The 12,340-nt window shown below is 60.9% G+C and carries 13 protein-coding genes; 10 read left to right on the forward strand and 3 right to left on the reverse strand.

Features of this window, described 5'->3' with window-relative positions:
• Positions 1-50 precede the first annotated feature (50 nt).
• From ftsY to rpoH, 4 genes are all read left to right on the forward strand, one after another.
• Entirely contained in the window at positions 51-1,556 is a 1,506-nt protein-coding gene (gene ftsY / locus BLR16_RS21155; RefSeq protein ID WP_092194480.1) for a signal recognition particle-docking protein FtsY, read from the forward strand.
• Positions 1,553-2,224 (forward strand): cell division ATP-binding protein FtsE, encoded by a 672-nt coding sequence (gene ftsE / locus BLR16_RS21160; protein ID WP_002555631.1) that lies wholly within the window; start codon positions 1,553-1,555, stop codon positions 2,222-2,224. Before ftsY ends, ftsE begins: the two co-directional genes overlap by 4 nt.
• Complete coding sequence (gene ftsX / locus BLR16_RS21165) at positions 2,221-3,255, forward strand: permease-like cell division protein FtsX (RefSeq protein WP_003372518.1); 1,035 nt, start codon at positions 2,221-2,223, stop codon at positions 3,253-3,255. The genes ftsE and ftsX overlap by 4 nt, the downstream gene beginning before the upstream one ends.
• A gap of 118 nt (positions 3,256-3,373) precedes the next feature.
• On the forward strand, positions 3,374-4,228 hold the full coding sequence (gene rpoH / locus BLR16_RS21170) for an RNA polymerase sigma factor RpoH (protein ID WP_002555629.1): 855 nt from the start codon (positions 3,374-3,376) through the stop codon (positions 4,226-4,228).
• Positions 4,229-4,362: 134 nt separating this feature from the next.
• On the opposite strand, the gene mtgA is transcribed toward rpoH, so the two are convergent.
• Positions 4,363-5,073, reverse strand: coding sequence for a monofunctional biosynthetic peptidoglycan transglycosylase (gene mtgA / locus BLR16_RS21175; protein WP_024661885.1), 711 nt, complete (start codon positions 5,071-5,073; stop codon positions 4,363-4,365).
• An 80-nt stretch (positions 5,074-5,153) separates the two neighbouring features.
• Here mtgA and BLR16_RS21180 point away from each other — a divergent pair, with 80 nt between their 5' ends.
• The 4 genes from BLR16_RS21180 to trmB all read left to right on the forward strand — a co-directional run bounded on the left by BLR16_RS21180 (position 5,154) and on the right by trmB (position 7,440).
• Positions 5,154-5,534: a DUF423 domain-containing protein gene (locus BLR16_RS21180; RefSeq protein WP_003372515.1), complete on the forward strand. Its 381-nt coding sequence runs from the start codon at positions 5,154-5,156 to the stop codon at positions 5,532-5,534.
• Between the two features lie 114 nt (positions 5,535-5,648).
• Positions 5,649-5,849 carry a sulfur carrier protein ThiS gene (gene thiS, locus BLR16_RS21185; RefSeq protein ID WP_003372514.1) on the forward strand — a complete coding sequence of 67 codons (201 nt, stop codon included), beginning with the start codon at positions 5,649-5,651 and terminating at the stop codon, positions 5,847-5,849.
• A gap of 51 nt (positions 5,850-5,900) precedes the next feature.
• Complete coding sequence (locus tag BLR16_RS21190) at positions 5,901-6,695, forward strand: thiazole synthase (protein ID WP_003304387.1); 795 nt, start codon at positions 5,901-5,903, stop codon at positions 6,693-6,695.
• 97 nt (positions 6,696-6,792) lie between these two features.
• Positions 6,793-7,440, forward strand: coding sequence for a tRNA (guanosine(46)-N7)-methyltransferase TrmB (trmB, locus tag BLR16_RS21195; RefSeq protein WP_217636672.1), 648 nt, complete (start codon positions 6,793-6,795; stop codon positions 7,438-7,440).
• A gap of 41 nt (positions 7,441-7,481) precedes the next feature.
• On the opposite strand, the gene BLR16_RS21200 is transcribed toward trmB, so the two are convergent.
• Complete coding sequence (locus tag BLR16_RS21200) at positions 7,482-8,540, reverse strand: HAD family hydrolase (RefSeq protein WP_024661887.1); 1,059 nt, start codon at positions 8,538-8,540, stop codon at positions 7,482-7,484.
• A 190-nt stretch (positions 8,541-8,730) separates the two neighbouring features.
• Positions 8,731-9,243, reverse strand: coding sequence for a dihydrofolate reductase (locus BLR16_RS21205; protein WP_074807261.1), 513 nt, complete (start codon positions 9,241-9,243; stop codon positions 8,731-8,733).
• 109 nt (positions 9,244-9,352) lie between these two features.
• On the opposite strand from BLR16_RS21205, the gene BLR16_RS21210 reads away from it, so the two are divergent.
• The gene (locus BLR16_RS21210; protein WP_046720099.1) at positions 9,353-10,732 is read left to right on the forward strand and encodes a DUF2868 domain-containing protein; all 1,380 of its coding nucleotides are present in this window, start codon (positions 9,353-9,355) and stop codon (positions 10,730-10,732) included.
• Positions 10,725-12,113: a DUF3482 domain-containing protein gene (locus BLR16_RS21215; protein WP_003372506.1), complete on the forward strand. Its 1,389-nt coding sequence runs from the start codon at positions 10,725-10,727 to the stop codon at positions 12,111-12,113. Before BLR16_RS21210 ends, BLR16_RS21215 begins: the two co-directional genes overlap by 8 nt.
• Positions 12,114-12,340: the final 227 nt, after the last annotated feature.

Genomic DNA, 12,340 nt, shown 5'->3' on the forward strand with positions numbered 1-12,340 from the left:
TTTTCCGGGTCGCCCTCTGGCGCCCCGCAACCTTGAGATAGCCGTCCTCCATGTTTGGTTCCAACGACGACAAGAAGACCCCAGCCGAGGCTGGAGAGAAGAAAGGCCTGTTCGGATGGTTGCGCAAGAAGCCGCAGCAAACCGAGTCGAAGCCAGCAGAATCATCCCCGACGCAACCCGACCCGATCGCCGATCAGGTTGCAGCGACGCCGCAGGTTGAGCCTCATGTTGCCTCGCAATCGGTGTCTGAAGTCACCGTCGAAGCGGCTGAGCCTGCCTCGCAACGTCATGTCGAGCCCGGTGCTCCGTCGCCCCAGCCCTGGCTGACCTTGCCGGTGACTGAAGAGCCTGTGGCATTGAGTGGCGAGCGAGAGCCGCATGTCACGCCGGCCATCCCTGAACAGAACCATGCCCCTGTTGCGCCCGAACCGCGGGAGCCTGAACCCGTCATAGCGAAGCCGGTGGCGGATATCGTGCCGCTCGCGATGCCTGAGCCGGTCCTGGTTCAACCTGTTGCAGAGCCTGAGCCAGTGGTCGCGCAGGCAATGCCGCAACCTGTTCAGCCTGCTGCGCAAGCGGTTGCAGTGCCGGCGCCCGCACCGACACCTGAGCCAGAAACCGGCAAGGTCGGCTTTTTTGCGCGTCTCAAGCAGGGCCTGTCGAAGACCAGTGCCAGCATCGGCGAAGGCATGGCCAGCCTGTTTCTGGGCAAGAAGGCCATCGATGATGATCTGCTGGAAGAAATCGAAACCCGCCTGCTGACCGCCGATGTCGGCGTTGAGGCCACCTCGGTCATCATCAAGAGCCTGACTCAGAAGGTCGCGCGCAAGCAGTTGACCGACGCCCAAGCGTTGTACACCTCGTTGCAGGGCGAACTGGCTGCGATGCTCAAGCCTGTCGAGCAACCGCTGGTGATCAAGGCCGAGCACAAGCCGTTCGTGATTCTGGTGGTCGGCGTCAATGGCGCGGGCAAGACCACCACCATCGGCAAGCTGGCCAAGAAGCTGCAACTGGAAGGCAAGAAGGTCATGCTGGCGGCGGGCGACACGTTCCGCGCTGCAGCCGTCGAGCAATTGCAGGTCTGGGGTGAGCGTAATCACATACCGGTCATCGCTCAGCACACCGGTGCCGACTCGGCTTCTGTCATCTTCGATGCCGTGCAGGCTGCCAAGGCTCGTGGCATCGACGTGCTGATCGCCGACACCGCCGGACGTCTGCACACCAAGGACAATCTGATGGAGGAGTTGAAGAAGGTTCGCCGCGTGATCGGCAAGCTGGACGCAGATGCCCCTCACGAAGTCCTGCTGGTCCTCGATGCGGGCACCGGGCAGAACGCTATCAATCAGGCCAAGCAATTCAACCAGACCGTCACGCTGACCGGGCTGGCGCTGACCAAGCTGGACGGCACCGCCAAGGGCGGCGTGATTTTCGCTTTGGCCAAGCAGTTCGGCTTGCCGATTCGCTATATCGGCGTTGGTGAAGGTATCGATGATCTGCGTACCTTCGAGGCCGAACCCTTTGTTCAGGCACTGTTTGCGGAGCGGGAGCGTCCATGATTCGATTCGAGCAGGTCGGTAAGCGCTACCCGAATGGACATGTCGGGTTGCATGAACTGAGCTTTCGAGTACGTCGCGGCGAGTTTTTGTTCGTCACCGGTCATTCCGGTGCCGGCAAAAGCACGCTGCTGCGCCTGTTGCTGGCCATGGAGCGTCCGACTACCGGCAAACTGATGCTGGCCGGTCAGGATCTTGGGCAAATCAGCAACGCACAAATCCCGTTTCTGCGTCGTCAGATCGGCGTGGTATTCCAGAATCACCAGTTGCTGTTCGATCGCACGGTGTTCAACAACATTGCGTTGCCTTTGCAGATCCTCGGCCTGTCCAAGCCCGAAATCGCCAAGCGGGTCGATTCGGCGCTTGAGCGGGTAGCGTTGTCCGACAAGGCCGAGTTGTACCCGGGTGACCTCTCTACCGGTCAGCAACAGCGTGTCGGCATTGCCCGCGCCATTGTTCACCGTCCGGCCCTGCTGCTCGCCGATGAACCGACCGGTAACCTCGACCCACGGCTGGCGGCGGAGATCATGGGTGTGTTTGAAGATATCAACCGACTGGGGACCAGCGTGCTGATTGCCAGTCACGATCTGGCATTGATCGCCCGCATGCGTCATCGCATGCTGACCCTGCAGCGCGGTCGTCTGATCGGTGACGGGGAGGCCGGAGTATGAGTGCCACACGCAGCCCCAAGGTTTCAGAGCGCGTCGCGCCAAAAGCGGCCGATCCGCTACCGCCGAAACAGAAAAAGCAGCGCCACGACCACGATGACGATGGCCCTGATTTCAGTGCGCTGATGTCCGCCTGGCTGGAAAGCCATCGTTCCAGTCTACTTGACAGCCTGCGACGCCTGGGCAAACAGCCGATTGGCAGCTTTTTTACGTGTCTGGTGATGGCGATTGCCTTGAGCTTGCCGATGGGCTTGTCGTTGCTGCTGAGCAATGTCGAGCGTCTGGGTGGTTCATGGCAGCGCGCGGCGCAGATTTCGATTTATCTGAATCTGGATGCCAGTACTGCCGACGGCACGCGCCTGCGCGATGAAATCAAGGCGATGCCCGGTGTGGCAGATGCCGAGTACATCAGCAGCGAACAGGCATTGGGGGAGTTCAAGCAGCAGTCCGGGTTAGGCGAGGCGCTCAAGGAATTGCCGGAGAACCCGCTTCCGGGCGTGGTGCTGGTGACGCCGGACGAAGTGGACAAACCTGCGCTGGAAGCCTTGCGTACGCGACTCGCCGGATTACCTAAAGTAGAACAGGCGCAACTGGACCTGGTCTGGGTAGAAAGGCTGGCCGCGATCCTCAAACTGGGTGACCGTTTCGTTTTCGGCTTGACGGTTCTGCTGGTCTCGGCTTTGCTGTTAGTAATTGGTAACACAATTCGTCTACACATTGAAAACCGCCGCATCGAAATTGAAGTGATCAAGCTGGTGGGCGGTACCGACAGCTACGTGCGCAGGCCTTTCCTTTATATGGGCGCGCTGTACGGCTTCGGGGCGGGCATCCTTTCCTGGGGCGTTCTGGCTTATGGCCTGAACTGGCTGAACGGCGCGGTTGTCGGACTGGCAGGTCTCTATGGAAGTGACTTTGCGCTGGCCGGTGTGCCGATGGGTGATGGTCTTTCCCTCTTGCTTGGAGCGGTTCTGTTAGGGTATATCGGTGCCTGGATTGCGGTGGCCCGACATCTTCGTGAACTGGCGCCCCGGTAGAGCCACATTATTGTTTCACCAGACTGGCCTCTGAAAATCAAGGAACTTGGTTAGCGGTTCCGGGTCAATCTGGCTAATGCTGAACTGCACATAACCTGTGCGCTGGAGGTTTTTTCGTATGACCACTTCTTTGCAACCTGCTTATGCTCTAGTCCCGGGTGCGAACCTCGAGGCCTACGTGCACACGGTCAACAGCATTCCTTTGCTGACGCCCGAGCAGGAGCGTGAACTGGCTGAGAGTCTCTACTATGAGCAGGATCTGGACGCGGCCCGTCAAATGGTCCTCGCCCACCTGCGATTCGTCGTGCACATCGCGCGCAGTTATTCGGGTTACGGTCTGGCTCAGGCCGACCTGATCCAGGAAGGTAACGTCGGTCTGATGAAGGCCGTGAAGCGTTTCAACCCGGAAATGGGCGTGCGTCTGGTGTCCTTCGCCGTGCACTGGATCAAGGCTGAAATTCACGAGTTCATCCTGCGTAACTGGCGCATCGTCAAGGTCGCCACGACCAAGGCGCAGCGCAAGCTGTTCTTCAACCTGCGCAGCCAGAAGAAGCGTCTGGCCTGGCTGAACAACGATGAAGTGCACCGCGTCGCTGAAAGCCTGGGTGTGGAGCCGCGTGAAGTGCGTGAGATGGAAAGCCGTCTGACGGGCCATGACATGGCCTTCGACCCGGCAGCCGAGGCGGATGACGACAGCGCGTTCCAGTCGCCAGCCAATTATCTGGAAGACCACCGCTACGACCCGGCGCGTCAACTGGAAGACTCCGACTGGACCGACAACTCCACCGCCAATCTGCATCAGGCGCTGGACGTGCTGGACGAACGCAGCCGCGACATCCTCTACCAGCGCTGGCTGGCAGAAGAAAAAGCCACGCTGCACGACCTGGCGCAGAAGTACAACGTTTCTGCAGAGCGCATTCGTCAGCTGGAAAAAAGCGCGATGAACAAGCTCAAGACGTCGATTGCCGCGTAAGGCTACCTAGCAACGAAAAACGCCCCGAGACAATCGGGGCGTTTTTGTTTGTGTATCAGCTATCGTGCGACTCTCTGCGTCGGCATGCCGTTCTGGACGCTCTGCGTCCTCTTCTCCGAACTAGCGCCAGCGCATCACCAGCGACGACTGCTGTTCAACCCCTGCAAATACTCATCCCCACCCAATTGACGCATTTGCTGACGAATCCAGCCCGCGCGGCGGGAGACATAGCTGCTCGGGTGGCTGGCGCTCCACTGGCGCGGGTTGGGCAGGACGGCGGCGAGGTAGCTGGCCTGCTGGGCGGAAAGCGCGCTGGCGTTGGTGCGGAAGTGATGTTGCGCCGCAGCCTGGGCGCCGAATACACCTTCGTCCCACTCGACACTGTTGAGGTACACCTCGAGGATGCGCTCCTTGGACCAGAGCAGTTCGATCAGCATGGTGAACCAGGCTTCCAGCCCCTTGCGCAGGTAGCTGCGGCCGGACCACAGGAACAGGTTTTTCGACACCTGCTGGCTGAGCGTGCTGGCACCGCGTATCGAGCCGCCGCGCTCGTTGTGCAGGATGGCCGCTTGAATGGCGTCGACGTCGAACCCCCAATGCTCGGCAAACTTCTGGTCTTCGCCGGCAATGACCGCAATTTTCAGGTCGTCGGAGATTTTGTCCCACGGTTCCCAGTCGCGTTGCAGGTCGATAGGCTCGCCATCGACCCAGGATTCGACTTTGCGCTCGACCATCAGCGCACTGCCCGGTGGCGGCACCCAGCGCAAAACCAGAACCACGAGAACACTGCCTGCGGCGAACCACAGCAGGGCTTTGACAATACGACGAAGAATAGACTGCAGCATAGAGATGGCTTGGCCGAATCCGTTGAACGGGCCATTATACAGACCGTGCGCCTTTCGACGATTTTTCACTGGAGTTCCTGATGCTTCGTAGCTTTTTGATGCTGGCCGCTTTCTTCGGCTTCACCGGTGTCGCCCTGGGCGCATTTGCTGCCCACGGTCTCAAGGAACGCCTGAGTGCCGAGTATCTGGCGGTGTTCCACACTGGTGTGCTTTATCAGCTGATTCACGCGCTGGCCCTGCTCGGCGTGGCGATACTGGCAACGCACATCCCCGGGCGCCTGATCACCTGGGCCGGATTCTCCTTCGCGGTCGGTATCCTGCTGTTTTCCGGCAGCCTCTACGCGCTGACCCTGACCGGTTTCAGCAAGCTTGGCATCATCACGCCGTTCGGTGGGCTGGCATTTCTGTTCGGCTGGTCGATGCTCGGTCTGGCGGCCTGGAGGCTGGGCTCGCCTCCTTGAGCGCCTGCTCCCCGGAAAGCAGGCCGCGCTTGAGACGAATGGCGTGGCTTTGCCTTGGTCATACCGGCTGATCGGGCTAGAATGCTGGCCCCCTAAAATGATGGCTGCTCTCGCATGCACATTCAGTTGAACGGCGAACCCTTTGAATTGCCCGATGGCGAAACCGTCGCGGCATTGCTGACCCGTCTGGACCTTGCAGGGCGCCGGGTCGCGGTGGAACTGAACCTGGATATCGTGCCGCGCAGTCAACATGCGGCGACCGTCCTGAGTGAAGGCGATCAGGTCGAAGTGGTTCATGCCATTGGCGGTGGCTAGTTCGCAATCCGCACTGCGCCCAACCCAATCTGCACGTTATGAGGATTTCCGATGAGCAATGTTCGCAGCGACAAGCCCTTCGTCCTGGCCGGTCGGACTTTCGAGTCGCGCCTGCTGGTAGGCACCGGCAAGTACATCGATATGGAACAGACCCGTCTGGCCATCGAAGCCTCGGGCGCCGAGATCGTGACCGTTGCCGTGCGCCGTACCAACCTGGGCCAGAATCCCGGCGAGCCGAACCTGCTGGACGTGCTGCCGCCTGATCGCTACACCATATTGCCGAACACCGCTGGCTGCTTCGATGCGACCGAGGCCGTGCGCACCTGCCGCCTGTCCCGCGAACTGCTCGACGGCCGCAATCTGGTCAAGCTCGAAGTGCTGGCCGACCAGAAAACCCTGTTCCCGAATGTGATCGAAACCCTCAAGGCCGCCGAGATCCTGGTCAAGGACGGTTTCGACGTTATGGTCTACACCAGTGATGACCCGATCATCGCCCGTCAGCTGGCCGAAATCGGCTGTATCGCAATTATGCCGCTGGCCGGCCTGATCGGCAGCGGCCTGGGTATCTGCAACCCGTACAACCTGCAGATCATTCTTGAAGAAACCAAAGTGCCGGTGCTGGTCGATGCCGGTGTCGGTACTGCCTCCGATGCCACCATCGCGATGGAACTGGGCTGTGAAGCCGTATTGATGAACTCGGCCATCGCCCATGCCCAGCAGCCGGTGATGATGGCCGAAGCCATGAAGCACGCCGTAATTGCCGGTCGTCTGGCCTACCTGGCCGGGCGCATGCCACGAAAACTCTATGCCAGCGCGTCTTCGCCGCTGGATGGCCTGATCAAGTAAGAGCCCGTTGATGACTGATTCGCACGTTCCGCACCCAGAGTCGCCTGCTGTCGAAGAAGGCGAAGAGCGCCCGCACCGCCGCATCAAGAGTTTTGTGATGCGTGCCGGCCGCATGACCGAAGGTCAGCAGCGCGGCCTCGATCAAGGCCTCCCGCTGTATGGCCTGTCGCTGACCGACACGCCTGTTGATTTCGATCAGGTATTCGGTCGCTCTGCGCCGCGTACGCTGGAAATCGGCTTCGGCATGGGCCACTCGCTGCTGGAAATGGCCGCTGCGGCTCCCGAGCACGACTTCATCGGTGTCGAGGTGCACTCTCCAGGCGTAGGCGCATTGCTCAACGGCGTACTCACCCAGGGGCTGACCAATGTGCGCGTCTACGATTGCGACGCCATTGAAGTGCTGAACCGCTGCGTTGCGGACAACAGCCTGGATCGACTGATGCTGTTCTTCCCGGACCCGTGGCACAAGAGTCGTCACCACAAGCGCCGTATCGTGCAGCCTGAATTCGCCGCACTGGTGCGCAGCAAGCTGAAGGAAGGCGGCGTGTTCCACATGGCCACTGATTGGGGCCCGTACGCGGAATACATGCTGGAAGTGATGAGCGTGGCGCCCGGTTATCGCAACCAGGCCGAAGACAACCAGTACGTTCCGCGCCCTGCGGAACGGCCGATCACCAAGTTCGAGCGCCGTGGCGAGAAGCTCGGACACGGCGTCTGGGATCTGAAGTTCGAGAAAGTCGACTGACCGGGTTTGCGGGTTGCTGACAACCCGCAATGTCGTGTCGCTTACTGAATCTCGTCCGGCTTGACGATCACCCAGTTCTTGTCCGCCGTGACCGGCAGCTTCTCCTTGGCCTGAGCTTCGGCATTGTCCTTGATCATGCCGTTCAGCTGGGTCATGTACTTGTCCTTGCGGTTGATCCACAAGTGCACGCCGCCCTTGCTCACGTCGACGCTGTGAAACAGCATGTAGCCGTCGCTGGTCGGGGTATCGCCGCCGACCAGGACCGGTTTTTTCCACTGGTCGATGTAGGTCAGAATGGCCGCCTGCTTGCCCGCCATCCAGGTTGCCGGTGTCCACAGGTATGGCGTCAGCTCCAGACCCATGTTGCTTTTCGGATCGTATTTGCCCGCTGTGATCTGCTTGCGTGCGGTGGTCAGCTCGCCTGTCTTGCGGTCCTTGAGCAGCGTGCTCACGCCGATCACATTCTGCGGTTTGACGTTGTAGCCGTACTTCGGATCGGCAGCGACCATACGCACCAGCTCTTCGGACGCGGCGGTCATCACATACACCTCGATGCCGTTTTCCATCAGCTTGTTGTACAGCTCGGTCTGCCCGGTGAATACCCGCGGCGGCTCGACATTGAGCTGCTTGACGGTATCGCCTTCGTAGTAGGTCGCAGGGATCGGCTTTTTCAGGGCCATCAGCTCATCGACATAGCCTTTGAGCTCCTGAAGCGTAAAGCCGGAAAACACCTGCGCGACCCACGGGTAGCAGACCATGTCGTCTATTTCGCAAAGACGATAGTAGTAGCTGAACAGGCTTTCCTTGTGCTCGGCGGTGTCTTTGAAGGGGATCAGCTTGAGCGAGGGGTCGAGTTTTTCGCGGGTGATCAGGCCTTTGTTTTCCATGTAAGGCAGCAGCGACTCTTCGAGGTCGAAGCGGTAGCTGGTGTTGTCCATGTCGAAGACGGCGTAATTGCCCTTGTTGGCATTCGCCGCAATCATCGCGTCGAGCGCCTTGGCGGCAGGCTCGGGCCAATGCTTCAATTCGGTGGCCGCGATAGCCTGGCTGGCAAGCCCGAAGCAGACGGCAGCAGCCAACAGTTTTGGCACGAGTTTCATAGGCGATTTCCCCTTGTCGAAAAAACGAAGGGGCAGACCGTAACAAATTATTGTGAAGGCAAAAGTACGTCAGCGACCCGAAAAAGGCCAAATGACGCCGTTTGCCCCTTTATTTGCGACAGTGAAACCAAAAACGACACTTTTGTTGCAGTTTTTCGTCAGCGGCCGCAATTGCTCCAGAAATTGCTGATCAGACGCGTTCCCACACTTCGAAGTTGTAGGCAGGCTTGTCATCGATGGCGGCGTTTTCGATGTTGGATACCAGCGCCCACTGCGCCGTATCGAATTCAGGAAACCACGCGTCGCCATCAGGGCTCAGTGCCACGCGAGTCAGGTACAGGCGATCCGCCTCGGGAAGGCCCTGGGCATAAAGCTGCGCGCCGCCGATCAGCATCACCTCGTCGACACCCTGTTCCTGCGCCCACTGCTCGGCGCGCACGACGGCGGCGTCCAGCGAAGCGAAGACTTCCGCGCCTTCAAGCTGCAGATCAGTCTGGCGGCTGACCACCAGGTTGAGGCGGCCAGGCAGCGGGCGACCCAACGAATCCCAGGTCTTGCGGCCCATGATGATCGGCTTGCCGAGCGTCGTTGCCTTGAAGTATTTGAAATCCCCCGGCAAATGCCAGGGCATGGAATTGTCGACGCCAATCACTCGGTTTTCACCAAGGGCGGCAATCAGGCTGAGGGGGAGATGAGTTTTCATGCCGCGAGGATATCAGAGGTCGCAGGGCAGGCGAATGAACTGACATGCGCCGTGCTCAGTCCCATGACTGCGGTTATGCTCACCGCTGAATTCAATCAAGAGACACTGTGTGACTGCACTGACCCCCCTCGATACCCTCTGGCTGACCGAAGCCGTGCGCCTGCGTGAACAGCAGGCGGGCGTGCTGGATGATCAGGAAGCCAATCGCCGTGCCCGCGCTGCCGGAGGCGACCTGACTGCGCGCATTACCCACCGCGCCCTCGGCCTGGCGCAGCGCGACGGCATGCTTGGCGCACTGCACCACTGGAAGCAGGGCGCACGGCTGGCGTTGATTGCGCTGGCGGTGCTCTCGGTGATCAGTGGCGCTGGCCTGGCGTTCGCTGCAATGGGCGACGGGCAGGCAGCGGTCAATGTGTTCTGGGCGCTGGGCAGCCTGCTGGGGCTGAACCTTGTGCTGTTGCTGACCTGGGCGCTGGGCCTGATCTTCGCCGGGCGCAGTAACACCGGGCTGGGCCGAGTGTGGCTGTGGCTGAGCGAAAAACTCGCCCGTGACGCCCAGGCCGCGCAGCTTGCCCCCGCGCTGGTTTTGCTGCTGCAACGCCAGCGCCTGAACCGCTGGGCGCTGGGGCTGGTGGTTCACAGCTTGTGGCTGCTGGCGTTACTCACTGCGCTGGTGTTGCTGTTGATGCTGATGGCGACCCGACGCTACGGGTTTGTCTGGGAAACCACCATTCTGAGCAGCGACACGTTCGTCAGCCTTACCCAGACGCTCAGTACGATCCCGGCGTGGCTGGGATTCAGTGTGCCGGACGAAACCATGATTCGTGCCAGCGGCAATGGCGCGTTGAGTATCGAGAATGCGCGTCAGGCCTGGGCGGCATGGCTGGTCGGTGTGCTGCTGGTGTACGGCATCGTGCCGCGTCTTTTGTTGGCCGGGTTCTGCCTGTGGCGCTGGAAGCAGGGCAGGGCAGCGCTGCGCCTTGATCTGGATTTGCCCGAATACCTTGAATTGCGTGAGCGCCTGATGCCCAGCAGCGAGCGCTTGGGTGTCAACGATGCCGAGCCTGCCGCACTGCATCAGGTGCAGTCCGGCGCAGGGGCGAGCGAAAGCGACGGCGCGTTGCTGGTGGCCATCGAGCTGGATGATCAGCAGGTCTGGCCGCCAGCGCTGCCGTCGGGTGTTGCTGATGCAGGTGTTCTCGACAGCCGTGAGTCGCGCCACAAGCTGCTGGAGCAACTGACCCAGTATCCGCCTGCGCGCATAGTGATCGCCTGTGACCCGCGCCGCTCGCCGGACCGTGGCAGTCTGGCGTTGATCGCCGAACTGGCACGCTGCGCCGGTGCAGCGCGCATCTGGCTGCTGCCCGCGCCTGCCGGGCAGAGGCTTGACCCCGAGCGCCTTGGCGACTGGCACGTCGCGCTGGATCAGCTGCAGTTGCCACACGCCGACAGTGCGCCCTTGAACTGGCTGGAGACAGGCCATGACTGAAGCAGACAGCACTCGTGCGATCAAGCTGGCGGTGGTCGGTCATACCAACGTCGGCAAGACCTCGCTGCTGCGTACCCTGACCGGTGATGTCAGCTTTGGCGAAGTGTCCCATCGCCCCAGCACGACTCGTCATGTCGAAGGCGCGCGCCTTTCTGTGGACGGCGAGGCCTTGGTCGAGTTGTACGACACGCCTGGCCTGGAAGACGCTATCGCACTGCTCGATTATCTGGAGCGCCTGGACCGTCCCGGCGAGCGTCTGGACGGACCGGCGCGACTGGCGCGCTTTCTGGAGGGCAGCGAGGCGCGCCAGCGTTTTGAACAGGAGGCCAAAGTCATGCGCCAGTTGCTCGGCTCGGACGCTGGGCTGTATGTGATCGATGCACGCGAACCGGTACTCGCCAAGTACCGTGATGAGCTGGCGGTGCTGGCCAGTTGTGGCAAGCCGCTGCTGCCGGTGCTGAATTTCGTCAGTGCACAGCAACACCGCGAGCCGGAGTGGCGCGAAGCGCTTTCACGCCTGGGGCTGCATGCACTGGTGCGCTTCGACAGCGTCGCACCGCCGGAAGACGGCGGTCGACGTCTGTATGAAAGCCTGGCGCTTCTACTGGAAAGCGCGCGGCCGCGGCTCGAGCGTTTGATTGAGGATCAGGAAAAACAGCGCACGGCCAAACGTCACAGCGCTGCTCGCCTGATCGCCGAACTGCTGATTGATTGTGCTGCATGCCGGCGTAGCGTCGAGACCACTGCCGAGCAGGAGCAGCAGGCTGTGGAAGCGTTGCGCAAGGCGGTTCGCCAGCGCGAACAGCAATGTGTCGAGGCGCTGCTCAAGCTGTATGCGTTTCGCAAGGATGATGTGTCCAGCAGCGATTTGCCGTTGATGGACGGTCGTTGGGGTGATGATCTGTTCAACCCGGAAACCCTGAAGTTGATGGGCGTGCGCGTTGGCGGCGGGGTGGCGGCTGGCGCTGCGGCCGGTGCAGGGGTCGACCTGATGGTCGGCGGCGTAACGCTTGGCGCGGCGGCTTTGGTCGGCGCGATTGCTGGTGGTGCGTTATCCACGGCGCGCAGCTACGGAGGCCGGTTGCTCGGCAAGTTCAAGGGGCGCAGAGAACTGACCGTCGATGATGCGGTACTGCGCCTGCTCGCCCTGCGTCAGCGCCACTTGCTGTTGGCGCTGGGTGTCAGGGGCCACGCTGCTCTGCACAGCATCGAACTGACCACACCGCAGGACAAGACCTGGCGCAAAGGCAAAATCCCCGAGCCCCTGAATCGCGCCCGCGCCCACCCGCAATGGTCCACACTCAACCCGCACGCCAAACCGAATCAGGCGGAGCGGCAGGAAGCGATTGATCAACTGGCGGATGTGGTTTTGCAGGATTGACTGTTCCAGCGCTGAACACCGGACGCGGAGCGTCGCACGATAGTTGAGGATGAAGCTGAGCACGATAGTTGAGATATCGTTCCTCACGCTTCAGCGTGGGAATGCAGTGGGTGACGCTCCGCGTCACAAATCTGCGCCTTGACGCATCCTCCAGAACTCCCGCATTCAGGCGCTTTTCAGCTTGCCGTTTACCGGCGAAAACCCGCCGATTATTTTTTATTGATTGA

Source organism: Pseudomonas sp. BS3767, assembly GCF_900099665.1.
In the GTDB taxonomy this organism is placed as follows: domain Bacteria; phylum Pseudomonadota; class Gammaproteobacteria; order Pseudomonadales; family Pseudomonadaceae; genus Aquipseudomonas; species Aquipseudomonas cerasi.